This window comes from Ureibacillus sp. FSL W8-0352 (assembly GCF_038004345.1).
GTDB classification, from domain to species: Bacteria; Bacillota; Bacilli; order Bacillales_A; family Planococcaceae; genus Ureibacillus; species Ureibacillus thermosphaericus.
Genome location: NZ_JBBOQT010000001.1, coordinates 471,537 through 497,234, shown reverse-complemented (window position 1 = coordinate 497,234; position 25,698 = coordinate 471,537). Strand labels below are relative to the sequence as shown.

The following is a 25,698-nucleotide window of genomic DNA, read 5'->3' as shown; positions in this document are numbered from 1 at the left end:
ACATTACTCATCACCTTCTTCAACTTCCACAATCAATGGCTTACCTACTTTGTTATTACTAGAAAGTAATTCTTCAATGCGTTCTTTTTTTGGCCGCTTTCCTTTTCGTGGGTATGTGTCGCCAATGTTGTAAATGTGGTTGCCGTCCTGCAAATCTTTAAATTTGCGAATCACTTTGTATTTGGTCATTTGCAATCACTCCTTACGCTCCAGGAGCATCTTCGTAAATGACATAGTACCCTGCATTTTCATCTGCTTTTCGAACATCAAAACGAACAAATCCAGCTAGTAATTGACCGTAAATGTTATTGTCTACCCATTTTACAGATACTTGTTTGCGATCAAAGAATTTGCAGAATGCTTTCGCATCACCGACAAACGCTTTTAAGTCTCCGGCTGCATCTCCAATAATTTCATCATCCAACACAACAATTTCTTTTCCTTTTAGACGTTTGCCGCTTGCAACCGTAATATCGTCTTGAAGTAAATAGCGACCGTTATTGTCTTTCATCAAATCAAGCACGTTAAATAAAGATTGTGATACATAAAGTTTTACTTGGTAAGCTGTTTTAAATCCTGTATTTAGCAATGTAATTAACTCATCAAGCGAAGATACTGTTTTTGGTTTCGCTGTTTTTAATACGGTAGCAATAGCAGCATTACGAGTGTTTAATTCTTGATCGCGAATTTCTTCATCAATTAAACCAACAATATCATAATCCGCATCATCGATAACTTCTTGTGATACTGGAATATATCCACGATAAGTTTTTACACTGTAATTTACATCTGTAATTTTTGGTTTTGCAAGTTCTGGATTCGCTTCAAGTTCTTCGACTGTGTTCATTTTAGAACCAGATTTTGCAATAACCGGATACTTACCGCTTGCGCTGTTAACAGGCACACGTTTTACGTATTGTAATAAGTCAACTACATCTTCGGGAGCCTTTTCTGGTGTCAATAATTCTTCCGGCACCAAAGCGCCGCCGTCCACTAATTTAAAACCTTCTACTGCACGTACTTCCGCGCCTTTTGTGCGGATATAAGCGTTAATAGCTGAACGTAATTCTTTTAATTGCTCTTTATCCATGCTTCTTTTACCTCCGTTATCGTTTGTTTTAGATCGATTAGTCGGAACTTTATTATTTGACCGTTCCAATTCGCTTTCTAATTGTTGAATTTCTTCTTCAAGTTGCGATTTTTCATTTTCTTTTGCTTCGATAGCACTTTCGTTTTCATTGACTTCATTTTCTAAAGCAGCTAATTCATCTTCTGTTTGTGCTTCGTTAACCGCTGCTTCCAACTCATTGCGTTTATTTAATAAAGTTTGAAGTTCTCCTTCCACAGTTTTTAATGCGCTGCGTTTTAGATTTAATTTCGCACCAATTAAAATTGGTTTAGGCATTTTTTTTCATCCTTTCTAAAATTTGTTTTTTTCTTTGTTCCAATTTTTCTTTTTTGATTCTTTCTGCATCTTTTTGCCGTGCAGAAATATCAGTTTGCGGATAAGCAGGAAAAGCAGTAATTGACACTTCCAACAATTCTGCTTCTAAAATGCGCCATTTGATGGAGCCATCTTCTTTGTTAATGGTTTCTTCCCGGACCGGATAGAAACCAAATGAACAGCCGCGCACTTTTCCGGTCTGTACTTTACGGAATGCAGATTTTGCAAATGGATCTTCTAAATCAAGAACCACTCGGCCCCATAAACCTTTTTCATCCGATTTCAGTTCGAGTGTTTTACTACCTGTCGAAGCAAGTACTACCCGGCTGTCATGGTTGTCCAAGCAAAATATGTCTTTTGTTCTTAAACTATTTTCAAAAGCTCCAGGAGCAATTTCTTCAAAAGCACCTGGCCATAATTCGGTTTCCGAATTATAAACTGCAAAATACCCTTCAATAATTCCCTCATTTTCATTGTTAGTTGAGCGCGTTTGAAGCGCAGAAGTGAATTGAATGTGCCGTTTATTCACCCTTCTCACCACCTTTTAATATTTTCAGTGCCAACGCCATCCTTTCTTCATCAGATAGCAGTTTGCTTTGATTACCGATTTTGTCAGCCGGTATGTAGTTCTCCAAGATAATAAGTTCTTCCATTTCTTCGTCCGGATCCAATCCAACCCAATCACGCCATTCATTACGCCGCATTGCTGTTCGGTCCACTAATTCTTTTCCGGCATTCACAAGTTCTGATAAATCATAAGCATACAAGCTTCGAGGATTTAAGCGAAAGTACCAATTCGGGCTGAATAATATGTCCCTTGTTAATGTTTGCGCAATTCGCTGACCAATTGACATGATGCGAGTATTGATGAAGTTATTAAATTCATCTTTATTAAAACTTCCAACACCAAGAAAAAAAGCAGGTGCTCCTAAAAGTCCTGCTAATGATTTCTTATCAATTTCCATGCCTTCCACAATGGCGATGTCTTTTAAAGAGAGTGGTTTTACTTGATGTAAGTTAATTAAGTCGGCAGGAATCACCCACGGTTTACCGCCCTCTGTTTCATCGATATATTTCTTCAGTATTTCTTCTCGACCTTCCTTGCTCGACAATTCTTCATTTAATGCATCAACAGCTAAAATTAAAGAAGGCATATATTTTCCAGACATGAAATTGTTTTTTGTTTTATTTGCTTGTGAAAGATTTTTTACTAAATCTCGCAAAGCAATTCGATAACCAATACCTCTATACGGATAAAGTGGGTGTGGATTTAAAACAAAATGGACAACTTCATCTGGCGAATATTTGATTCCTCCGTAATCAATAGTGTAATCAATTAAATTATCACCATCTTCATAGCTAACATTTTGCATTTGAAAGGGAATCAGATTCTCAATAAGTCCGGTGTTGCCGTCCACACTGATGTGGAGGATGGAGTTACCGTCACCATCTAACAATAAATCCCGAACGATTTTATAAAGCCAAGTTTTTCTTGTCATGTTCTTGCATGGCTCTATATCAACCTTTCGGGATAGTTCATTCACTATTCGTTTATCACCTTTTTCCGTCTTTTCCACAAGATGTATTGTCATATTTGAAACTAAATCTGCAATTCTGTCAACTATGGTTATTACATCTGGATGGTCGGATAATCGAATATAACCAGGAGTGGCAACATCACCAATTGCAATTTGAACTAATTGCTTCGTTTTATTTTCTGAACGTGATTGTACTTTCTTTCGATTCCAAAAAGCCAAATTTTCACCGCCTTTCTAATCTAACTATTTAACCATTCACTTGCATTTTGTTTGCGTGTTAAATCTTCAAGCATTTGTACTGCAGCAAAAACAGATGCATCAAATAAGTCAATACGTAAAGTTTCTAAAACTTTTTCGTATTGAATCATGTCATCTGTTTTCTCGATTGCAGAAACATTTTGAACACAATATTCATACGCCTGTGAGTGTAAATAATAAAAGTTTCCGTCTTTCACCTTTTTCTCAATCCGACGGAAACCTTCACTCTTTTTGAAGTAATACTGTGGTTGATCTACAATTTTAAAACCTGCTTTTTTCATTCCTAAGAAAAATTCTCGACCGAATTTTTTATCGAAACCAACAATCTTAATTTTGAAACCTTTCTTTTTCATCGTGATAAACCAATTAATGATATCGGTATAATTGACAGTCGGTGTTTTACACATCGTCAACCAACCATCATCTTTCCAGCCGAATAATGGTATTCCGTCTTCTTCTGCCTTTTCTTTTGCTCGAATCAGTGGAAAAAATGCGTGTGTAATTACAATATCAATTTCTTTATAAGTTCCATAAAGTGCGCTAGCTGTTAAGTCGTGCATTCTTGATAAATCGGCACCACCGTACCAAGTAATCGGTAGTTTCACTAATTCTTCTAACGTCCAATTATACTTTCTATCACTCGCTTTAAATTCATTAATATCGAAATATGCTTCATTTGGTGATGTGAAGATGTTAAGTGTTTTATTTAAGAACTCACCACGAGTTTGAGGATCATTTAATGCTAAAAGTGCATCTCGCATTAAATCATCTATAGAAACAGTTACACCTGTACCAGGATTGGCCATTTCTAAAATTTTTGGGTCTGTAATGTCTTCTACTTCGCCCTTTTCATTTTGGTCCGCTTTACAAATAAAAATAAAGTATTGATCATCAACAATTGTTCCATCCAATACTTTTTTGCAATATTCCAAACGCTGTGCTAAAAAACCTGTTGGTAAATCTCCAGCAGTTGAAATCGCAATTAACAATTTATTTCGATATGCCTTTTGCGAGTTTTTCATCAAAATATATTTTTTAGATGATTTCCAAGTATGAACCTCGTCCAAAATAAGCAAGTTACTATTTAATGAATCCAAGCGTTTTTCATCACTTGCTAACGCTTGAATGAAGATTGAACCACCGTCACTAAAATTCTTTGAAATTGAGTGTTCTTGGTTGTTATCACGTACTCGAATTGTACTATCATTTAGTCTGTTAACGTTATAGGTTAAGAAACTAAATGATTCCATTGTTTGCTTTAAGCTGTTTGCCAAAATATAAAGTTTCGATCCGGACTTTCTTTCTAAAATTGATAAGGCCCAACCTAAAGCAGAAGCAAAGGCAGTTTTCCCGTTTTTACGTGCAATCATTAAAAGTGATTCATTGAAACGCCTTAAATTCGTCCCAATAATAAAAAAACCTAATAAATTGACGATAACGAATATCTGCCAATCTATTAGTTTTAACGGTTTCCCTTTTAACGGATTTCCCTCTAAATCTTCGCCTTGTTGATGACAAATCGTTTTTTCAATTAAATCTATTACAAAATCAAATTGTTCTTGTCGAAAGTCTAAGTCTTCTCGATTTAAATCATTTAAAAATCGTTGTGCAGCAAGTCTATTTTCAACACAGGCAACTTTTCGTCCTTCAACAATTGATTTTGCATATTCAACTGCAATCTTAAAATTTTTTGATGTGATGTGCGACAGGTCCATTTACATCACCCATTCGCAGCGAGGAACGCATCGAGTGGGGAACCTTTATTTTCTTGTTTTGGTGGTTCTAATAATGTTTTAGGATTTAGGCATAATCTATCAGAATATGAAATTATGTCTTTACGTAAAGATTCCATAGCAGTTAATAACGGGACCTTCCGCTGATTTGTTGCTCCTGCTTTGTTCGTATACTCTTCTGTAATTTGATATCCACTTTCTTCAAACTGCTTTTCAAAATATTGATATTGGTGAAGCATGCCTGCGTAAATATCAATCAACTCATTGTATTCTTTTTTGTACGTTCCCAAACTTTTCATCTCACGCACAATTAAATTTCGATACTGCTTTTTCGTCTTCATTTTTTCTTGCACTAATTCCTCACCTCGTTCCTTGCACCCCTTTTTTTCTGAAATTGCGCCGTGGAGGGAAAGAGTTATCCCTTGCGCCGGTGTCCCTTACGAATATTTTTTCATCGAAGGTGGGGGGATATAAAATTCTTTCGGCGTTACTTTTTCTCGCCAATACTCACCAAGTTCAGTCAAAGTATGACTCTCACGATCATGCATCAATTCATGACATTGAAAGCACAAGCTGATTAAGTTCCAGGACTTCAACCGAAACTCCCAATGCGTTTCGATTGGGTTGCAGTGATGAACGGTCTTCGCTTCTCGGCTCCTGCCGTAGCGTTTACATTCTCTACATTCGTGACCGTCTCTTGCTAATATTGATTTACGTTTCCGTCGCCAAGCTTTTGTGTCGTAGAATCGCATTTACTCACTTCCTTATTTTCGATTGTGTATACTTCACATGAAAATGAATTCATTACCATCTCACCACCTCATAATAATTCGTATAAAGTTTGAATAAATTGAATAAATTAATATAGAAAGGTAGGTGAAAAAGAATGTATATTGATTTAAACACTTTATTACTAATCCTCATCCTACTTTCGATTAAATAAATTTACATTGTTAGTACCGAACTAACGGAAAGAAGATAGACAACCCTAACAAGGTTGTCGGTCGCCGAGTTAATTAATAATTAATACATATTTCGAATTAATGAATTACATATCCCTCAACTTTTCTCTTCGATTTCCTTCTTCACTATTAGTGGGCAAGTGTCCGACTTTCACCTCTGAATTTGTCATATTGTTAATACTGTAAAATTCCCGAAACACCGTCAAACCCTTGATAAATCAACACATTAAAAATATTTAATTATTGAATTTGCATAGCCTTGCATTTATGTAATATTGAAAATAAAAAATTGGCCTTTAATACTTAATGCATAAAGTTTTAGTCGTATTATTACATAATAAAAAGCATAGCTGTTTATAAGGCTATGCTTTAATAACGTACTTTTAATATTTTGTTGTCGATCATATCTTGTTCTACACCTATGTAAATTAAAGTCGTATTTTGGTCCCGATGATTTAAAATCTTTTGTAATGATGCTACGTCGCCTGTTTGGTCGTAATAATGATATGCAAAAGTCTTACGCATGGAATGGGTCCCGATTCTGTCACGATATCCAATTGCTTTGGCAGCATCTTTTAAAATTTTATCTGCTGCTTGTCGTGTAATAGGTCTACGTGCTCCTGACTTAGTTCGTTTTCGGCTAACGAATAAATATTCATTTGGATGTTTACCTTTACAATAATCGGCTAGTGCCTTTCTCAGAACTGGCCTTAATACAATTCTTTTTCTTTTACCTGTCTTTTGCTCAACGATGTTTAAATGCGTTCCCTGTAAATCTCCTACTCTTAACTTTAGGATATCTGAAATACGAAGAGAAGTATGAATACCAACCAAAAACATGACATAATTTCTTTCACTCGTTTTTTTGAAGTATTCTTCAAACTCCTTTAATTGATCAAGGTCTCGAATCGGCTCAACAAAATTCATACGATTTCCCACCCTTCATTTTCAATTTTTCTTTTGCACCTTTTTAACGTATCGGAAACAGTCGATTTTGGAATATGTAAATAATTCGATATTTCTCTAATTGAAAAATCATTTGCAGCTAATTCAAATATTTCTTTTTCCTTCTGATTAAGAGGTTTAATCATTTCGATCACTAAATTTTGCTTAAAATCACTTTCCTCTTCTTCGTTGAATTCGCATGTTATATAATCATCCTCTTTCTTTAACTGTATCCAGTAAGGATCAAATGGAATTTCTCTTTCATATGCTGCGCGTCTTTCTATTCCCCTTGTATTACCTGGCTGTCTTCCTGTTTTAAGCCAAGAGATAGAATAATATAAATTTGAAATCCAACTACGTACAATCTTTAAATCTTCTTGTAAAGAATGTAGTAGCTCATAATCTCGTTTATTCTTCGGTATGTTGTTTACTTGATTAATCCGCTCAATTAAACTGTTTTGAATTTCTATTGTCTCTCGCAATGTACGTCTATATTCTTTAAGTAATTCTTTCACTACTACATCCCTCCCACTTTTATAACAAATTGGAATACTAATATTGCTCATATACCTGTAAACTAAATAAAAAAGAGAACAACAAATGATGCAGCATAATACTGCAATCAAATGTTGTCCTCCAGATGGCTGGTAGGCATCATTTAACCCCTTCTACTCCTAGTTCACTTATTGAAAAAACTTTGGTCTCGAGCTCTCTATACTTTCTGAAAAATTCCTCTTCTATTCCAGTTAACAGAGCAAAAAAACCTTCATCTACTCTTAGTTCATTCATTAAACTGGATACAGAGTAAATGTTTCTCTCAAAGAGTAATCGCAAAATACTTCGAATTTTCATTGGTCTCTCAACAGGGATTTTATCGTCTAACGGTTCTAGGTGCCTATATCCTTTTTTGTTTATTAACATGTAATAGTAGCGATATTGCTGATAATCAATAATGTTTAATTTAAAAGCCCTTATTGCAATAGCTTGCAAAGAAACATTCCACTTCTGTTTTATATCGATATACGCATCAGGATTGGACAGTTTAGAAATTCCCTCACAATCCCTCTTGAAAAACTCCTCTGGCAACAAAAATTCAGAGGCAAAGGTATATGCTTCCTCTTCAAGGAGATTATACGATATCTTATCTTGCATTGCAAACTCCACTTTGTAGTGCAAGAGCAAATGCCCTAATTCATGTGCCAAATCAAAATTTCTTCTAGCTGCGGATTTTTTGACAGACCCTAGTATAATATACGGTCTATCGTCCTCTGTCCATAAGCTGTAGGCATCAATTTTTTCCTCAAATTCTTTTTCGAGTATAAAAACCCCAGATTTCTCCAAACAGAATAGTAAATTTTTGTTGGATTCTTTATCCAATCCGATTCTTTCACGAGCTAATTCGGCAATATACTTTATTTGTCTTCCTCTATCCATTCCTGGATTTTCTTTTAAAAATTTAATTACATCTCTTCTCAATTCTAAAAGCACATTTTTCGGATAGCTAATTTTTCTCTCAATCTTTTTTAAGAATGCATCGATAAACCTGACATGCATTAATTCGCTCTGAGATCTGTTTAGCGAGTTAATTGTTTCTGATCTGTATGCGATATGTTGTATTTTAATGTTATCCATATCCAAATTACACAAAAGATCAGGTTTATAAAAATAAGTCGCTTTTACATTAAAAATCTTTTTTAATTCGTTTACAACTTCCAACTTTGGAGAAGAATATCCATTTTCATATTGCCAAATAGCCTGTTCAGTTACACCAACCTTTTCCGCTAGCTGTCTTCTACTCAAGTTGTGAAGGATTCTTATATTGGTTAGGCTCTCACCAACGAACACAGGCTATCCCCCCTATCTTGGGATTAATTTTCCTTCTCTTCTGAGTCATCTAATACAATTCCAAAGACATGTGCATCTAAACCTTCCTCTAAAACATTATCGTTTATTAGAATGCTCTTTAATTCGTCGTCTATACTAATTGTATGCGTTCCGTTAATGTATTTTGTCAAATCTTCGATTAAATATGCTTTATTATTTGCAGGATTAGGCATCCATAATCTAATTTGTTCAATTTGTTGATTTTCATCAATTTTGTACGTAACAATATAAAACCTCTTATATATAGGCTTTAATTTAACAATTTCTTTTTTCACGTCTTCGTTTAAATGGCTGTCTTCTATTAGCTGAAGTTCGAGTTGTGTAGAATTCCCTTGCTCTAAAGGAACTTCCTTAAAATCAATTTCTGAGTTAATTTGCATTAACTCCTCCATATAAGATATCTTTTTGTTACGTGTCCTCCCTAATGCATCTTTCCCCCGATCGACTTGTTCTGGATTAAAATATCTTGCATTTTTAACAATAAACAACATTGCTTCACTATCATTCTTAAACTGTAAGTATTGCCATGTTAAACCAGCTTTAGCTATCTTACTTTCAACTCCATACGGTTCGCATGCTATAGCCACATGGTGATCGATGTGGTTTCCTTTGACCCACGCATAAGCGCCACTCACTTTTAGTGTTCTAGCTTTTTCACGTCGAACCTTTAAATAATCACGATAACCTTCAAAAATCCCATCTACAATTTTCTGATTCAACTCTCTTGACAAAGCATACTCCTTCATTTATCAAATCCCCCATATTCTTTGAACAGTATCACTTAAATTTTATTAAAGAAAATATGATTTGTATATGATTTTATTAAAGTTTTTTATTTTTTCTCTCTATAGATTAAAACTCCTCTCCCTCGTCAAACTTCACCCTTTTCACTTTTCCTTGATGTGTAATAATTTTCGTTTCCCCAAATGTCGGCAACTCAGCTATTTTAGCCTTTCCATCACAAACGACAATCGCAAACGTTCCTTTTAATTCCATTATATCAATATTTAGGTGGCCGGTGTCAGAAATTTTTAACTCTTTCATTCTCATTACAGCTTCCTCCTATGCTATAATATTTCTAACTTCGTTTTTTTAAGGAAGCTTTATTATGTATTTTGCTACGGTTCGAAAACCGTAGCTTTTTTTATATCATGGATGAGATGAATGAATAGCATTTATCTAGTGAGTTAAACAACTCATGCAAATCCTCATTTTCTACTTCATAAAATCTCTCTGTTTTTCGAACTTTAAATGAATCAATCTGTATTTCATCCCCAATTTTTAAATTATTTATTTTCCTGAATACCGGATCATCTGATAAACTAATAAACTGATATAAATTTGTTTGTACATAAACCATTAGAATCACCTTTTATTTAATTAGCCTCTTGCAACCACATTTCACGGGTAATACCGTTCTTTCTTTTCCAATTCCATAATTGATGCTTGGATATACCTTCTGCTTTCCTGATGTCTTTATCCAACCATCCACGTTTTTTATACATGATATATTTTTCAATAGGCATCGACCAAGCTTTTTTCTTTCCAGTTGCATAATCACGATAATCATTGCTCGAATCAGCAAATTCATGATCACTAATGTTGTACAAAACTTTACTTTCTAATAATTTTCCTAGTTTTTGGATTTCTAAGCGAATTTCTCGTCTTTTCTTTCTATCTTTTTGAGAGTCTAGAGCTGACTGCAATTCATCTATTTTTCGAAGGATTGCAATACGTTCTGCTTTAAGTTGAACACGTTTTTTGCGTATTTCAATTTTGTTCATATTTGTCACCTACTTTTCTTATAATTTTTGTTTCTGTCGTAATATGGTTCAAATTATGACTTACTTCCACATTTCCGCCATACTGCTTACCTGCTCTGCTAAAATCTTGGCATGGGCTTCCATGTATTAAAATGTCAGGTTGCAATGTATATCCGACCACATTTTGTGGTTGATAGTTATTGTCGAACATAGCGTTGTAAGTTCTTACTGCTTTTTCATTCCACTCAACATAATCAATGGATTTATGCTCGATTCCAAGATTTATTAATGCTTTTCGAGGAGCACCAATACCACCAAATAATTCAAGTATTTTAATCAATCTTTTTCACACCTCACTATGTCGCAATCTGTTTCAAATGTGACTAGCCCCAGTGTCCATTACGTTTCATGATTTCAACAACTTCATCAATATAAGTTTCATCTAAATTAATGACAATGTAGTTATTGAATGGTCTTTTTCCATCATTGATGCGGCCTTTTTCAATATGTTCAGCAACCTTATTAAATGTGTTCATGAATTCTATCTTTAATTCATCTGGTACATACTTTTGAAAATCGCGCTCATTTAGTACCGTAAATCTTCGCTCAAAACCTTCTTTGATCGTGCCATCAAAAGCTGGTTCTCTTTTCTCCCAGCTTAACAACATATTCTTTACTTCTTGATTTACATGTCTGTAATTATCATTCATCGTCATCTTCCTTTCCAAAAACGTTCAATTTTCGTCGTAATACGAGCTATGGATTTTCAAAAATGTTTGGATCGTTCATTTACTCACCTTTTTCTAAACTGATTCCCATGCTTTTGTTATAAATCTTGTTTAATTCTTCGTCCGGCAATTTACTTAAAAATTCTTCGCTATAATGGGTCATCAAACTGCAAATGAAAATCAGCTCTTCGCGTTCCTCTTGCGACATTTGATTCATCCTTTTTTCTTCTCTTTAATCCATTTTTCAATCTCTATACCGAAAACCATCAATGCTCCCAAGATAACAATGATCCAAGCACTGTTCCCTCCTACAAATGCTTACCATACTGCGTTTTACTGGTGCTTTTTTATTACGTTTCTCATTTTTCGAAGCGATGAACTAGTTAAGTCTGTAATATCTCCTGCTATTTCGAGCATAAGTTTTACCAAGTATTCTTTTTCTTCTTGGGCTTGTTTTAATTTCAAGAATTCTTCAACGGGAATCATAATGTATTCTCTAGCCATTGCTCTCTACACCCAGCTTTGCTAAAATCCTTTTCCTTTCAGCTTCAAAGTCTAGATTTTTATCAGCAAAGTTTTCTTCGGATTTTGAAACCTCGTTAGTCTCGTTAGTTTGGCGTTTGTAGAACCAATCAGGTATTTTTTCTTGACGGATTCTATTTCTGCTATTTTTTTGTTGCTTTTGAGCTTCAAATCGTTTTCTGTCAGCTTCTACATCAGCAAGTGATTTAAAGTTTTTGTTATGCCAGTTTTTAAGAATGGTTTCAACATATTTCCAGTTTCGTGCATTATTTTCTGTTGAAAGTTTCATAGCTTCTAAAACTAGTTCCTGGCGCAGCGTATTGTCAAAAATTACTTAATAAAACTTACGTTTTTGTTGATATAACTAGTTTTATATAAAAAAAACTTGCCACCCCCTTAAAATTAGGGTATTTATGAGGTAACCACACACTCAAAAATCCCTAATAAAGGAAGTGACAAGTTGTTACCTCAATTATTAACCTATTTGCTTGAATATATCAAGTACCAAGATCAAATGATTCGAACATTACTTACCCTTCTGATTGGAAAAAACATGTTTGATAAGCCAACTGAAAAGCCTGTCAATAAGCCTTATCAAAAACTCCAGGTGGATGAGCTGCCAATCATTGAAACTCTACAAAAGCTCGATTATCAAATTCTTCTCAAAGAATATTTGGAGAAGAACGGGAAACCTCTCAAACCTGTTCAGAGGCGTTCCAATTCAAAAGGTAAAGTACCTTCATCCATGAAATGTCCAAGGTGTGGTGCTCCGTCAGATTATCTTTATGCCAATAACGGAGGTAAAGGACAGTATCAATGCAAGGTGTGTGCGTGTCTGTTTAATAAAAAGAATCAATATGCCAAGGAGGCTATACTAAAATGTCCACACTGTTCGAAAACACTCGAGAAGATCAAGGAAAGAAAAGATTTTCTCGTATTTAAGTGCAAAAACAATGACTGTCCGTATTACAAAAAGAAACTGCAAGGAATGTCTAAAAAAGAGAAAAAGCAGTTCGAAAAGGATTCTCCGTCTTTTAAAGTTCGATACATATTCCGTCAGTTTCAAATTGATTATCAGCCGTTAGCCAAACATTCACCTAAGAAGCCAAAAGTGGATTTGTCCAGGCTTCATGTGTCACCGCACACATTGGGGCTCATTTTAACCTACCATGTAAACTATGGCTTATCGGCTCGGAAAACAGCTGCACTGATGAAGGATGTTCATGGCGTACCCATCTCTCACCAGAGTATATTGAATTACGAAAACAGCGTAGCACTTCTTCTCAAACCTTATGTGGATCATTATCCTTACGAGCTTTCTGATCAATTCTGCGGAGACGAAACATACATTAAGGTGAATGGTCGTTGGCATTATCTTTTTTTCTTTTTTGATGCGGTAAAGAAAATTATTCTGTCCTACCCTGTTTCTCCAAATCGTGATACGGTATCAGCCATTCGTGCGATTGATGAGGCCTTATGGAAGATGAAAGAGATCCCGGAAGACCTCACCTTTGTCGTAGATGGCAATCCGATTTACCTTTTAGCACAACACTTTTTTGCCCAGCACGGTATTACGTTTGATGTGAAGCAGGTCATTGGACTAACCAACGAAGACCAGGTTTCAACGGAATACAGACCGCTAAAACAAATTATTGAAAGACTGAATCGAACATTTAAGGGCAATTACAGATCGACACACGGATTTGGATCCGATCACGGATCCGTTTCTTATGTGACTTTGTTTGTGGCTTATTTTAATTTCTTGCGGCCACATTCAGCCCTGGAAGGCAAAGTGCCTGTAGTTATTCCAGAGCTAAAAGGACTGCCGAATATGCCTGCACGTTGGACAAAACTGATTGGTTTAGCTCAACAATGGCTAGTAGAGCAAACTGCCTAACTTTTTGTTTAGCAGAGCCCTTACCAGCATCGGCGAAGCGAACTCTTGACAAACCGAACCAGTCAATGGTTTAAAATGGGAATTGGCAAGGGCTTCTTTGGTGTGCCTTCTTTTTGTTCCCTTCGCCCTTGTTGGTTCGAAATCAAACCATTGACGTGTTTGTCAAGAGCGATTGCGGCGGCATTTCCTCTAGTTTCGCTAGATCACATCCCTCCAAAACTAAGTTTTCATAGATTTTTTGACACTACCTAAAATTTTTCATTCTCAATTAGACTTCACCTTCAAGGATTGCTGTCATTAACGTATAATCAAGAACAATTTTTATGATAAATGAATCTGTCTTTCCTGAAAGGCCTTTTATGTCATTTCGGAAGATTTTTTTGGAAAAAGGGGAAAATTTTTTATTTTGGTTGTGGGGAGCGTGCTAAAACGTGGAGTTCATAAAAAAAGCGCCCAAAATAGCGCTTCTGCTTTGAAGGTATTGTAACATTTACCTCTTGTGCGGATAGCGTTCACTCTTGTTCGGATAACGGGGTAGCTTGCGCAGATGAAGCTCCTTCTTGCTCAGATATCAACTCAACTCGCGCGGATACAACCTCCTTTTGCTCACGCTAATGCAATCAATCCTTGCTAGGATAATATGGCCCATAAAAAAACGCTCATCTTCACCTACTGAGCGTTTTCTTCCTTCTACACCCACTCCACATCTTGAAAACTTTAAGACTCTTCTATCTCCGTCCCTTTTTTAAATTCCACCAATCTCGCAAAGGCGCGCCAGTAATGGTAGACAAGACGGTCAATCCACAGAAGCGCCTGAACGTTGGACATGGCCACTTCCAATTTTGTTTCTCTTACCGCCGTTCGCTCATAATATTTTCTTCTGCGCACTCGTCTTTCTTCTGCAATTTTATGGGCCGTTTTTTCCAACACCTGCTCCATTTCGATCAATTTTTCTTCGCTGGCATAACTTTCATTAATCTGCTCCAGTGTTTTATGCCATTTCTTCATCAATTTTTCGTGATGGAAAATGCCTTCCACCTTTTGCTGCTCCCTCAATACACTCACTAGCCGTGTGATATGATCCAATACATGAATGATGGCGACATGTTGATTGCGTAACTTCGTTGAATCGGACTGCACTTCATTAAGGAATTTACGAACGGAAAGAATCGCTTCCTCCACATCCCTCACCTTTTTCTCAAAACTGCTCGTGACCTTTTTCGCATCTAACAATTCCAAAATCGCATCGGTCAATTGCTTCATGATTTGAAGCAGCGTTTGATAAGCCACTTCCAAGGCGGCCGATGGAATGGATACCAATTGATCGTCGAGGTTGCGGGTCAGCGCATTGGCCTTTTCCGGCAGCAGCTTCAAAAGCAGCATGGAGAACTGCTTCGTAAACGGCACGAAAATGATGGCGCCGAGCACGCTGAAAAGGGTATGGAACAGCGCAAGCCCCACCGTTTCATCAAAGCTGCCCACCAGCGCAACCGTCAAGAATTTCACAAACTGCAAAATATAACCTATAAAAATTGTCACGATAACAGCCGTCACAACATTAAACAACAAATGGGTTGTCGCTGTGCGTTTTGCTGCGATGGATGATCCAATCGAAGCCACAATAGCTGTTGCAGTCGTTCCGATATTTTGACCAACGACTAAAAAAGCAGCCTGTTCAAAATCAATCGCTCCAGCAAATAATGCAGTAAGCGTCGTTGCCATCGCTGCACTAGATGCTTGCATAATAATGGTCATAATAATGCCAATTCCAATTAATAACAAAATGGACAGAAAGGATTCAGTATCCAATGACTCAAAGCGAATCCAATGTTGGGCCGTTTCCATCCCTTTTTGGAGCAAATCGATTCCTAGAAATAGAAGGCCGAAACCGGTGAATACGCCTCCATATTTCTTGATGTCGCTTGGAGCCACATATTGTACAAATACCCCTAAACCAATCATCGGCAATGACATGGCTTGCAGGCTGATCTTAAACCCTAAAAGGGAAATAATCCACCCTGTACTTGTACTTCCAATATTGGCGCCAATGATAATACCAATCGACTGAAAAAAAGAAATAAGTCCTGCACTGACAAAACCAACTGTTAAAATCGTTGTTGCGGTTGAAGATTGAACGAGCACAGTCATAAAAAATCCTGTTAATAAGGATGTAAACGTTCCTTTTGTGAAAGTATGTAACCATTTTCTCAACGTTTCGCCCGCAATCTCTTTCAACCCGTTTGTCAACATCGACATTCCTAATAAAAAAATGCCGATTCCACCTATTGCATTAATCATCAAGCCACCTCCTTCACTAGAAAGGGCAATTCACTGGAATATTATTATTTTACAAAAAAAACAAAATTGCGTTCCTAGAAGAACGCAAAATTAGACGAAAGAATCAATAAAAATTCGACCATCTGATATGGGCAAGACGCAGTATTCATTTTGAAATTATATTTCACAAAATATTATTTCTATTCTGCATCAATGACAAATTGTTTCATTGACTCTCTCGAATCTTCCTCTTTTAAATAAATCACTAGTTCTTGGCGATATTCATTTCCCTCTAAATAGTGGTCAAGGGTATGAAAATCATATTTATAACTGCCAAAAGGAAACGTTACATATTCTCCCTTCACCGCCGCAAGTAAACCTGCAACATCGTGGGAGACCATTTGTAATATTTCTTGACCTGTAGATGTTAATACAAATATTACATTCATCTTCTTTCACCTTTTCATGAAAAAACGTTGCCTTATAAGCAACGTTTTCTTAGTCTATTTATGTAAGCATATTTTACCATATGTATTAAGCATTGAACACTGTTGTGTCTTCTTTCCGCTTTACAATTTTTCCCCAAGGAGTTCCGAGTTTTAATAATACCCAGCGATCTAAACCATACCAACCTGCTACTTTCCAAGCTAACATTAAGAGAATACTGAGTAATAATAGACGTGGATTTGAACTTAACGTGCCAGCAAATAAGAAGGCAATATTCATCATCGATCCGAAAAAGGCTGCAATGGCTGTGAACAATCCTATTATTAATCCAATCCCAACAAGCACTTCCCCAAACGCAACTAAATAGCTAAAGATTGTTGCATTCGGCAAACAAATATGTTCTAAAAAAGCTGCATACCATCCCATTACATCATTCGTCGTGGATGCTTTTTCGATGGCACCTTGTAAATATCCGCTGACTGCCGCTCCCGCATTCTTACCAGTCCAAGCATCATCAAATACTTTATGAATTCCTGATTGGAGCCAAATCCATCCTACATAAATGCGGACAACTAGCCAAATGGCCGCGGAACGAGTGTCATTAAATAAAAATCGAGTCACTGGATTTTCCGGATAGAAAATCAATTCCTTTTTTTCCATTGTTTCACTCCTTTCACCACTTATTATATAGTGTTTTATTACTCCGAACTATCTTTTTTTCTATATACAAATACTTTTTATAATGAAAATTCATGAATTTGAAAAAATTATAAATACAATCGAGTAGAAGGGAGCGATTAACTCCCGTCCTCTCACACCACCGTACGTACGGTTCCGTATACGGCAGTTCAATTAAGATAATTGACGCAAGTCTTTATATAACTTCCGTGAATAGCTGTTCTCTTTATGCCAGTGGTCACTCCACCCTCCAAGAGGACCCCCACGGGATTCACCGCTTCCTCCCTCAAGTGAGGTACTACGTTTTCTGTGTTCATCATGACTCACTGAATGCCAAGGGCTATTCTCTCTTAATTGTTCGGTCCTTCTTAGTTGTTCTAGACCAACTAATACTATGACCTCTGCTGACTTCTGACGGTTCAGCTACTTATCACTAAGTAGGTTATGAAGCGTACTTCACATATCCGCCAGACCTCCCCGGGTAAGTACATGCACTTTCACACCATCTATCCGCCTCATTTACTCGATATGACCTTCGACAGAAAGAGCTTTGTTTTGTTTTGCAAACTCACTCAATCATACCTAGCCTTATATGAGGTTCGTGTTCCTCGGACCGGTGTTTTGCCTCCAGCTTCCTTCAGATTCCGCGTCACCACGGACACCCTTGCTCTTGGCTAACCTCTACTTCTGTCTTCGGGGTTCGGGACTTACACCCTATAGTTCATGTACATGCCGGGCGCACAAATCGAGTAGGAGGGAGTGATTAGCTCCCGTCCTCTCACACCACCGTACGTACGGTTCCGTATACGGCGGTTCAATTAAGATAATTGACGCAAGTTTTCATAACTTCCGTGAATAGCTGTTCTCTTTATGCCAGTGGTCACTCCACCCTCCAAGAGGACTCCCACGGGATTCACCGCTTCCTTCCTCAAGTGAGGTACTATGTTTTCTGTGTTCATCATGACTCACTGAATGCCAAGGGCTATTCTCTCTTAATTGTTCGGTCCTTCTTAGTAGTTCTAAACCAACTAATACTATGACCTCTGCTGACTTCTGACGGTTCAGCTACTTATCACTAAGTAGGTTATGAAGCGAACTTCACCTATCCGCCAGACCTCCCCGGGTAAGTACATGCACTTTCACACCATCTATCCGCCTCATTTACTCGATATGACCTTCGACAGAAAGAGCTTTGTTTTGTTTCGCAAACTCACTCAATCATACCTAGCCTTATATGAGGTTCGTGTTCCTCGGACCGGTGTTTTGCCTCCAGCTTCCTTCAGATTCCGCGTCACCACGGACACCCTTGCTCTTGGCTAACCTCTACTTCTGTCTTCGGGGTTCGGGACTTACACCCTATAGTTCATGTACATGCCGGGCGCACAATCGAGTAGGAGGGAGTGATTAGCTCCCGTCCTCTCACACCACCGTACGTACGGTTCCGTATACGGCGGTTCAATTAAGATAATTGACGCAAGTTTTCATAACTTCCGTGAATAGCTGTTCTCTTTATGCCAGTGGTCACTCCACCCTCCAAGAGGACTCCCACGGGATTCACCGCTTCCTTCCTCAAGTGAGGTACTATGTTTTCTGTGTTCATCATGACTCACTGAATGCCAAGGGCTATTCTCTCTTAATTGTTCGGTCCTTCTTAGTAGTTCTAAACCAACTAATACTATGACCTCTGCTGACTTCTGACGGTTCAGCTACTTATCACTAAGTAGGTTATGAAGCGAACTTCACCTATCCGCCAGACCTCCCCGGGTAAGTACATGCACTTTCACACCATCTATCCGCCTCATTTACTCGATATGACCTTCGACAGAAAGAGCTTTGTTTTGTTTCGCAAACTCACTCAATCATACCTAGCCTTATATGAGGTTCGTGTTCCTCGGACCGGTGTTTTGCCTCCAGCTTCCTTCAGATTCCGCGTCACCACGGACACCCTTGCTCTTGGCTAACCTCTACTTCTGTCTTCGGGGTTCGGGACTTACACCCTATAGTTCATGTACATGCCGGGCGCACAAAAAAGATGCAACAGGTTGTCTGCTGCATCTTCATTATATTAAATCGTTACAGGTGCAAAAAACTCCTCATACAATGCGCGTAAGCATTGGTCTTCATATGGCTGCAATACACCAAATACGAGGCTAACTTCTGATGACCCTTGATTAATCATCTCGATATTTGCTCCAGTTCTAGAAATAGCTGAAGCTGCACGGGCTGCTAATCCTGTATTATTGCGCATACCTTCACCTACAATGACAATCATGGAAAATCCGTGACGGAAATAAACATCATCTGCGTGAAGTTCTTCTTTCACTCGTTTAACAATGCGTTCTTCTTTTTCAGGATTTAATTGGTTGGAACGAATGATAATTGAAATATCATCCACTCCAGATGGCGTATGATCGTAAGAAATGTTTTCTTCCTCAATGATTTGCAATAGTTTTCTGCCAAATCCAATTTCTCGATTCATTAAATATTTAGAGACGTACAAAGTCGAGAAACCGTGATCTGCCGCTATCCCAATGACCGGTCGACCATTAGGCTTGCGGGATGGAACAATGCGCGTACCAGGAGCAGAAGGATTATTTGTGTTTTTAATATTCACAGGAATCCCTAGTTTGAATACAGGAATTAAAGCTTCATCATGGAATACTGAAAATCCTGCATAAGAAAGCTCCCTCATTTCACGGAATGTAATTTCTTCAATACCGATAGGATCGTTTACCACTTTCGGATTTGCAGAAAAAACGCAATCAACATCTGTGAAGTTTTCATACAGCTCTGCTTTGACAGCCGCCGCTAAGATGGAACCTGTAATATCGGAACCACCGCGATCAAATGTACGTAATACACCATCTTTTGTATATCCGAAAAATCCAGGGAAGACAATGATTTCCTCACTCTTGCCAAGATTTTTTAAGTTTTCATAAGCCTCTGGTAAGGCAACTGTTCTTTCAGGAGGGTCGTTTACAATTAACCCATCTTTTGGGCTAACATATTTCGCCTTCATGCCAATAGAATTGAAATATGCCGCAACTAATTTCGCGTTATTGTCTTCTCCACTTGCTTTTAAATTATCAATGAATAACTCTTTTTCTAATTTTAATGCAATGCGTTCGCGTAAATCTTTCTCTATTACTTCGCAAATTTTTCCGTCTAAACCTAAACCTTGGGCAATTTCAATATATCGATTTAACACATTTTGCAGCTTCTCTTCAACTTGATCATTCCGAAGAGCTGATTCTGCTAAATCGATTAACAAATCCGTCACTTTAATATCATCACCAAAGCGTTTCCCTGGAGCAGATACCGTCACGATTCTTCTTTTTGGATTAGCCTTCACAATATTTGCCACTTTTTTAATTTGTTCTGCACTTGCAACAGAAGTACCACCAAATTTACATACTATCATTTTTTTCATCAAATCCTTACTATCCAGAATTGTATTTTCCATAAAAACATTTGACTTTTCTCAGTGTACAAATTTTATAAAAAATCGTCAAGACCAATTAAATAAAAAGATAAAATATTTGCAAAATTTAATCCGATTATATTAATTCGTCCTAGTATATGTAGAAATTCACTACAAAACTGCATAGTTGCCTAACATAAAAAAACTTCAATTTTTTTTAAAAGAAAACCGTGCACACCTATTCGGTAAAAATAGATGCACACGATTTTACTATATATCATGTGTCAGTATCGATTATCAATACTTAATATTTAGTAGTTTTATTATATACTATCTTCTTGATTTTTCTAGTCTAAATTTATTTTTGATTCATAGATTTTTATAACTTTTTATCATTTAAAAATCGAAATGACAGAAACTAGAAGAATAATCATGACCATAAGTACTAATTGAACATACATCCAACATTTTATATGAAAATCGTCCATAGTAGAATGTATTTTTTGAGAAATAATTGTGATGAACCCGACAAGTACGACTTTAAGTAAAAGTAACAGCCCAAACGGCTTTAACAATAAATCCAATGGCGAATCATATTTATACGCTAACAAACTACCGGAAATAACTAACATCACAATGCAAACAAAAGCATATTCAATGAAAATGGCAATGAAGTTTTTTACCATTGTTTTATATTTAGAATAGAAAAAAATAACAATGGCAAGACCTGTAAACCAAATCGCAGCCGCAATTAAATGAAAGATTTCAAATAGTGCTAAAATAAGTGCGCGAAAATCTGCTGGATATTCGATTTTACAACCTATGAGTATTAGTACAAACAATAAATCGAACCATCGATTTTTATTCAAAAACAATAACCCTAATACTGAGACTATAAGCGAGAGATACCAGCCATACTGAATCGATGATTGGTTTGGTAAGGAAGGAAGGAATCCATCCGTTAATATATTCATTTCCAATAAAATAAGTGAAATCAATGCGAGAAAATGAACGCATTGAATAACAAATCCCCATTGCAAATATGTTTTTCGTACATAGAAGGAATAATTCTGTATAATTCTCCACCAAATCACCGATCCGACAAGTAACAAAAAACCAATGGTATAAAAGGATTGAATGGCAATCAAAATTAGTTGGGACTTTTCGGTAGGATTGTGCCATTCATGATGCTCTAAAAGAGTGATGGGCGAGAAATTTCTAGTAAAATGCATGAATTCGTAGAGGGGATTAAGGGATGCATGATTCACAGATTGAGTAGTACTCTCAATATAAGAAAGATTTTGAGGAAGGAAATTAGTGTCCGATGTTTGATTCATAAGCATTTTGAATGATGGATTATGCTCTACATGCGATAATGCTTGCCACTCATCATCCAATGCCACTGGCCAAAAAGCATAGAATCCATAGACTAAAATGGCAACAATCATCAATGGAACAAAGCGTTTCCTTATGATGATGAAAATCCTTTCCTCTTTTTATTATCATATTCAGCTCCGCTTCAAATGGATTATTCCATCAAATAGATCCTTACTTTCCTCGCTCTATGTTGTTGGAAAATTCCATCTTCCAACTGAAATATTCTTCTTCAGGATTTTTTTCATAACGCAACATTGCATCAAACTTATTCCCTTTTTTGCTTGTGAGACCTTTCACTAACACATTCCCTTCTCTCAACAACTGCTTCACCATCGTTTTCGTCGGTTTCTTTTTCATGGAAGCCAGGAATTTATCATTTTTCCAAATGACAAATTTACATCCATTTTTCCAATTGCTGCAACCAAATCCTTTTTGCCCTTCAATGACCGCATGACCACAAACTGGGCATTTCCCTAACACTTCAAAGGTTTTCTTCTTTTTCTCCACTTCATTTAAAATCACATCTTCATCTTGTTGAATTGTATGTACAGCTTTTTTCGTAAAGTCAAAAATAAATTGTAAAAATCGTTCCCGCTGAAATTTTTGTTTTTCAATATCCGATAACGTTTTTTCTAATCGGCCTGTAAACTCTAAATCAAACAATTCTTTGATTGGAAATGTTTCAACAATTCGCTTCCCTAGCTCTGTGCAAATTAGATATTTATTTTTCGTTGTAATGTACCCAATTGATTTCAACTTTTTGATTGTTTCTGCTCTTGTTGCCGGCGTGCCGATGCTAAAACCGCTTAAAATGGTCGCCATCATTTCATCGCTTTCTTCCAGCTCTTCTCCCTTCCCTTTTCCGCACGTTTCCATCACCTTCAATAACGTTTTTTCCGTATGATGTTTCGGCGGCTTAGTAACATGAGAGGTCAGTTCATGGTCCTTGATTGTCACTAGCTCATGAAGGGTTACATTTGGAAGAATCATATCTTTTGACTCAATTTGTTCTACTTTTCTCCACCCTTCTACAATTTGAACTCTGCCTTTTGAAATAAACTCTCCTTTGATTTCGTTCACTTTCGTTATGATTTTAGTTTCTTCATGTTCAGCCACAGGCATAAATTGCATTAGAAAACGATTTTTAATCGCTTCATAAACGATTTTCTCATCATTCGATAAACGGGCAGGCTTCACATACGTCGGGATAATGGCGCTATGGCTTTCGACCTTTGAGTTGTCAAATACACGTTTCTTTTTAGCAAAAACGATTTCATCTTCATAAGGTAAGCCTTTTTTTACAATTTGAAGAACCTTCATTGCTTTATCCACTAAACTTTCTTCCAATACGACGCTAGCTGTACGTGGATAGGTAATATATTTCTTTTCATAAAGGGATTGGGCAACTTTCAGCACTTTATCGGAAGTCCAACCTTTATATTTGCTCGTAATATACCCTTGCAAGTTTGTCAAATTGAATAAGTAAGGAGGATATTCTCTCTTTTTCTCTACGGTCTTTTCGATAATTTGTGCTTGATGATTCGCTAATGCTTTTTGAATGTTTTCTAATTCATCTCTATTCTTAAACTTTTCCTCTCCATTTACGTGATACGTTCCTTTATACACTTCCCCATTTTGGGTTTGAAAGGACGCTTCGAGTTTGAAATAATCTTCAGGTTTGAATTGTTCGATTTCTTTATCTCGATCATAAATTATTTTTAATGTAGGTAATAAAACTCTTCCGATGTTTAAAGCACTGCCTGATCCTTTCTGATATTTTAACGTTGCAACAGATGTCAAATTAATGCCAATCACCCAATCCGCCCATTGCCGACTAATTCCTGCATCCAACAGCGGTCTCATTTCCGTATTTGGTTTTAATTGTTTAAGACCTTTCAACACTTCTTCCTTCGTCCATTCATTTTGCAACATTCGATACACAGGCTTATTCGTTTTCAAATTATATAGAATTGTATCGCCAATCAGTTGCCCTTCCCGATCATAGTCGCAGGCAGAAATAATCATTTCCACGTCAGGGCGGTTCATTAACTGTTGGATAGTTTCCAGCTGCTTTTTTGCCCCAAAGTCTTCTTTCTCTTTATTTTTAGGATCTGTTTTCACTTTGTATTGAAATTTTTGTGGGATGAAAGGAAAGTACTCCATTCTCCATTTCGTCATTTTTGGATCATAATCTTTCGCATCATACAATTCAAGAAGGTGTCCGAAAGCCCACGTAATAATGTATCCGTTCCCTTCAAAATATCCTTCTTTTTTTGTTTTTATGTTTAACGCATCTGCAATATTTTTCGCAACGGATGGTTTTTCTGTTAATATTAATTTCATTTTTTACAATCACCTTGTGTTGACTAGTTTTATTTATAACTCAACTTTCGCACACAGATATTGTCAGACATCTCTTGATGTAATTGGGTAAAGACGCAATCCATTCTTGTACTTTACTTTTAAATAATTCCATGTTCAAACAAACATTAGCTTCTGCTAATGTTTGGAAGATCGCTAATAATTGATTCAATGCACTCTCTAGATTCATATCTTTTACATCTTCACATAATAGAAAAAAGAGATTTCCAATCGTTTTAGGATCGTTGTTTTGTCTACGCTCCCACTCTAAGAGTATAAAGCGAGTAAACACAATCGTTGTATGACTAATCAACAGATCATACGAACGACCTTGAAATTCTTTTGCTAGGTTAAGCAATGATTTGGTACACTTGAAAAATGTTTCGATGTCCCAGCGCATCCCGTAAATACGCACAATTTCTTCATCTGAAAGTGTGGTATCTGTACTCAAAATGGCTAACCATTCACTCTTTTTATTGCGGTTACGCACGAATACAATCTTGACTTGTCGTCCTTTTGCAAGATGAACATGGATCGAACCGAGTAGGTCTTTCTTTTCCATGGTACGCTTTGCTTTTTTAAAGAGTTCATCCAGAGTATGGGCTTCACCATCTATGAAATAACGTTGTTTTAGCTGCTTGACCATACCAATGACAAATAAACCTTTATCCGTGATTTTTTCAATCAAAGGCTCATGCGTAAACCAAGTATCCATTAACACATAATCAGCTGTAATTCCTGCATTTAAGGCATGATCCAATAAAGCAGAGACAACGCTTGGCTTATCTTGTTGTGCTTCAAGACGACGCTTGTAGCCGGAAGTGCGTTTATCAATGGATTCATCGACCCCGTTAAGTTGATTTTCCTTTTTCGCTGAACTCAATAAAGCAAAGTCTACAGGTAGAAAAGAATATCCATCAGACCAACCAAGAGTAAGCAACTGAAACCCCTTATAGAATCGTTTCTCTGTATGATCAAATACTCGTGAAAGAAGTTCAACAGACTTGCTTCGGTTGCGTGAAAAGAGTGAATCATCAACAATAAACACCTTCACTCTGTTGTTTGATGTAAGCTTTTTTATACGTCCAGTAAGATCTTGACATAAGGAAAGTAAAAAAGTTCGCCAAGCATAAGTAGATGAATTTAGAAAACGGTAGATCGTATCTTTTTTAGGTAAGTCCACGGCTTTCTTACTTTGAAGTGCTTGAAACCAATTTTTATATTGGAAAACAAGCAAAAAAATAAGACGGAAAATAGATAAGCATGAATAACCAAATCCCTTAGTAATTCTCGCTTTTCTCAAATGTTTGCCTATATTTAATTCAGAAAATCTTCGTTCAAGTTCTTTTGGTAGTTGTGCAAAAGTATCTTTTTTCGTTATCATAATGGTGACACCTTCTTTGGTATTTGGTTTGTTCACCATAATTTTACCAAAAGATAGGTGTCTTTTTCTTTTAAAAAAA

30 protein-coding genes are annotated in these 25,698 nt (G+C 36.7%); 1 reads left to right on the top strand and 29 read right to left on the bottom strand.

What is annotated here, in order from left to right:
- Window positions 1-3: 3 nt before the first annotated feature.
- The 19 genes from NST98_RS02495 to NST98_RS02405 form a co-directional block, all read right to left on the bottom strand.
- A complete protein-coding gene (locus tag NST98_RS02495) occupies window positions 4-189 on the bottom strand; it encodes a hypothetical protein (protein WP_445684021.1) in 186 nt (61 codons plus the stop codon).
- A 13-nt stretch (window positions 190-202) separates the two neighbouring features.
- Complete coding sequence (locus tag NST98_RS02490) at window positions 203-1,405, bottom strand: phage major capsid protein (protein ID WP_340714328.1); 1,203 nt, start codon at window positions 1,403-1,405, stop codon at window positions 203-205.
- Window positions 1,398-1,973 (bottom strand): HK97 family phage prohead protease, encoded by a 576-nt coding sequence (locus tag NST98_RS02485; RefSeq protein WP_340714327.1) that lies wholly within the window; start codon window positions 1,971-1,973, stop codon window positions 1,398-1,400. Before NST98_RS02485 ends, NST98_RS02490 begins: the two co-directional genes overlap by 8 nt.
- Window positions 1,966-3,201 carry a phage portal protein gene (locus tag NST98_RS02480; protein WP_340714326.1) on the bottom strand — a complete coding sequence of 412 codons (1,236 nt, stop codon included), beginning with the start codon at window positions 3,199-3,201 and terminating at the stop codon, window positions 1,966-1,968. The genes NST98_RS02485 and NST98_RS02480 overlap by 8 nt, the downstream gene beginning before the upstream one ends.
- A gap of 20 nt (window positions 3,202-3,221) precedes the next feature.
- Window positions 3,222-4,955 (bottom strand): terminase large subunit, encoded by a 1,734-nt coding sequence (locus tag NST98_RS02475; RefSeq protein ID WP_340714325.1) that lies wholly within the window; start codon window positions 4,953-4,955, stop codon window positions 3,222-3,224.
- A 5-nt stretch (window positions 4,956-4,960) separates the two neighbouring features.
- Window positions 4,961-5,326 carry a P27 family phage terminase small subunit gene (locus NST98_RS02470; protein ID WP_340714324.1) on the bottom strand — a complete coding sequence of 122 codons (366 nt, stop codon included), beginning with the start codon at window positions 5,324-5,326 and terminating at the stop codon, window positions 4,961-4,963.
- 84 nt (window positions 5,327-5,410) lie between these two features.
- Window positions 5,411-5,725: an HNH endonuclease gene (locus tag NST98_RS02465; RefSeq protein ID WP_340714323.1), complete on the bottom strand. Its 315-nt coding sequence runs from the start codon at window positions 5,723-5,725 to the stop codon at window positions 5,411-5,413.
- Window positions 5,726-6,304: 579 nt separating this feature from the next.
- The gene (locus tag NST98_RS02460) at window positions 6,305-6,862 is read right to left on the bottom strand and encodes a site-specific integrase (protein ID WP_340714322.1); all 558 of its coding nucleotides are present in this window, start codon (window positions 6,860-6,862) and stop codon (window positions 6,305-6,307) included.
- Window positions 6,859-7,395, bottom strand: coding sequence for a sigma factor-like helix-turn-helix DNA-binding protein (locus NST98_RS02455; RefSeq protein ID WP_340714321.1), 537 nt, complete (start codon window positions 7,393-7,395; stop codon window positions 6,859-6,861). Before NST98_RS02455 ends, NST98_RS02460 begins: the two co-directional genes overlap by 4 nt.
- A 139-nt stretch (window positions 7,396-7,534) precedes the next feature.
- The gene (locus NST98_RS02450; protein WP_340714320.1) at window positions 7,535-8,725 is read right to left on the bottom strand and encodes a spr1629 family repressor/antitoxin; all 1,191 of its coding nucleotides are present in this window, start codon (window positions 8,723-8,725) and stop codon (window positions 7,535-7,537) included.
- Window positions 8,726-8,748: 23 nt separating this feature from the next.
- Window positions 8,749-9,510, bottom strand: a complete 762-nt coding sequence (locus tag NST98_RS02445; protein ID WP_340714319.1) for a spr1630 family ClpXP-sensitive toxin — start codon at window positions 9,508-9,510, stop codon at window positions 8,749-8,751.
- A 106-nt stretch (window positions 9,511-9,616) separates the two neighbouring features.
- Entirely contained in the window at window positions 9,617-9,814 is a 198-nt protein-coding gene (locus tag NST98_RS02440) for an XtrA/YqaO family protein (protein ID WP_340714318.1), read from the bottom strand.
- Between the two features lie 94 nt (window positions 9,815-9,908).
- Window positions 9,909-10,124 carry a hypothetical protein gene (locus NST98_RS02435; RefSeq protein WP_340714317.1) on the bottom strand — a complete coding sequence of 72 codons (216 nt, stop codon included), beginning with the start codon at window positions 10,122-10,124 and terminating at the stop codon, window positions 9,909-9,911.
- Between the two features lie 16 nt (window positions 10,125-10,140).
- The gene (locus tag NST98_RS02430; RefSeq protein ID WP_340705568.1) at window positions 10,141-10,548 is read right to left on the bottom strand and encodes a hypothetical protein; all 408 of its coding nucleotides are present in this window, start codon (window positions 10,546-10,548) and stop codon (window positions 10,141-10,143) included.
- Window positions 10,535-10,867 carry a DNA cytosine methyltransferase gene (locus NST98_RS02425; protein ID WP_340714316.1) on the bottom strand — a complete coding sequence of 111 codons (333 nt, stop codon included), beginning with the start codon at window positions 10,865-10,867 and terminating at the stop codon, window positions 10,535-10,537. Before NST98_RS02425 ends, NST98_RS02430 begins: the two co-directional genes overlap by 14 nt.
- A 43-nt stretch (window positions 10,868-10,910) precedes the next feature.
- A complete protein-coding gene (locus tag NST98_RS02420; protein ID WP_340714315.1) occupies window positions 10,911-11,243 on the bottom strand; it encodes a hypothetical protein in 333 nt (110 codons plus the stop codon).
- Between the two features lie 73 nt (window positions 11,244-11,316).
- Window positions 11,317-11,472 carry a BH0509 family protein gene (locus NST98_RS02415; RefSeq protein WP_340714314.1) on the bottom strand — a complete coding sequence of 52 codons (156 nt, stop codon included), beginning with the start codon at window positions 11,470-11,472 and terminating at the stop codon, window positions 11,317-11,319.
- A 116-nt stretch (window positions 11,473-11,588) separates the two neighbouring features.
- Window positions 11,589-11,759, bottom strand: a complete 171-nt coding sequence (locus tag NST98_RS02410) for a hypothetical protein (protein WP_340714313.1) — start codon at window positions 11,757-11,759, stop codon at window positions 11,589-11,591.
- Window positions 11,752-12,093, bottom strand: coding sequence for a DnaD domain-containing protein (locus NST98_RS02405; protein WP_340715648.1), 342 nt, complete (start codon window positions 12,091-12,093; stop codon window positions 11,752-11,754). The genes NST98_RS02410 and NST98_RS02405 overlap by 8 nt, the downstream gene beginning before the upstream one ends.
- 144 nt (window positions 12,094-12,237) lie before the next feature.
- On the opposite strand from NST98_RS02405, the gene NST98_RS02400 reads away from it, so the two are divergent.
- The gene (locus tag NST98_RS02400) at window positions 12,238-13,674 is read left to right on the top strand and encodes a DDE-type integrase/transposase/recombinase (protein WP_340714312.1); all 1,437 of its coding nucleotides are present in this window, start codon (window positions 12,238-12,240) and stop codon (window positions 13,672-13,674) included.
- Window positions 13,675-14,391: 717 nt separating this feature from the next.
- Here the strand turns inward: NST98_RS02400 and NST98_RS02395 are convergent.
- The 10 genes from NST98_RS02395 to NST98_RS02350 all read right to left on the bottom strand — a co-directional run bounded on the left by NST98_RS02395 (window position 14,392) and on the right by NST98_RS02350 (window position 25,619).
- The gene (locus NST98_RS02395) at window positions 14,392-15,972 is read right to left on the bottom strand and encodes a Na/Pi cotransporter family protein (RefSeq protein WP_340714311.1); all 1,581 of its coding nucleotides are present in this window, start codon (window positions 15,970-15,972) and stop codon (window positions 14,392-14,394) included.
- 179 nt (window positions 15,973-16,151) lie between these two features.
- Entirely contained in the window at window positions 16,152-16,400 is a 249-nt protein-coding gene (locus NST98_RS02390) for a thymidylate synthase (protein WP_340714310.1), read from the bottom strand.
- 85 nt (window positions 16,401-16,485) lie between these two features.
- Window positions 16,486-17,058 (bottom strand): DoxX family protein, encoded by a 573-nt coding sequence (locus NST98_RS02385; protein WP_340714309.1) that lies wholly within the window; start codon window positions 17,056-17,058, stop codon window positions 16,486-16,488.
- Between the two features lie 188 nt (window positions 17,059-17,246).
- Window positions 17,247-17,396 carry a hypothetical protein gene (locus NST98_RS02380; RefSeq protein WP_340714308.1) on the bottom strand — a complete coding sequence of 50 codons (150 nt, stop codon included), beginning with the start codon at window positions 17,394-17,396 and terminating at the stop codon, window positions 17,247-17,249.
- 498 nt (window positions 17,397-17,894) lie between these two features.
- Window positions 17,895-18,038: a hypothetical protein gene (locus NST98_RS02375; protein WP_340714232.1), complete on the bottom strand. Its 144-nt coding sequence runs from the start codon at window positions 18,036-18,038 to the stop codon at window positions 17,895-17,897.
- 497 nt (window positions 18,039-18,535) lie between these two features.
- Entirely contained in the window at window positions 18,536-18,679 is a 144-nt protein-coding gene (locus NST98_RS02370; RefSeq protein ID WP_340714232.1) for a hypothetical protein, read from the bottom strand.
- Window positions 18,680-19,141: 462 nt separating this feature from the next.
- Window positions 19,142-20,497 carry an aspartate kinase gene (locus tag NST98_RS02365; RefSeq protein WP_340715647.1) on the bottom strand — a complete coding sequence of 452 codons (1,356 nt, stop codon included), beginning with the start codon at window positions 20,495-20,497 and terminating at the stop codon, window positions 19,142-19,144.
- Between the two features lie 392 nt (window positions 20,498-20,889).
- On the bottom strand, window positions 20,890-21,945 hold the full coding sequence (locus NST98_RS02360; protein WP_340714307.1) for a hypothetical protein: 1,056 nt from the start codon (window positions 21,943-21,945) through the stop codon (window positions 20,890-20,892).
- 100 nt (window positions 21,946-22,045) lie between these two features.
- Complete coding sequence (locus NST98_RS02355) at window positions 22,046-24,217, bottom strand: type IA DNA topoisomerase (RefSeq protein ID WP_340714306.1); 2,172 nt, start codon at window positions 24,215-24,217, stop codon at window positions 22,046-22,048.
- A gap of 40 nt (window positions 24,218-24,257) precedes the next feature.
- Window positions 24,258-25,619 (bottom strand): IS4 family transposase, encoded by a 1,362-nt coding sequence (locus tag NST98_RS02350; protein ID WP_096550514.1) that lies wholly within the window; start codon window positions 25,617-25,619, stop codon window positions 24,258-24,260.
- Window positions 25,620-25,698: the final 79 nt, after the last annotated feature.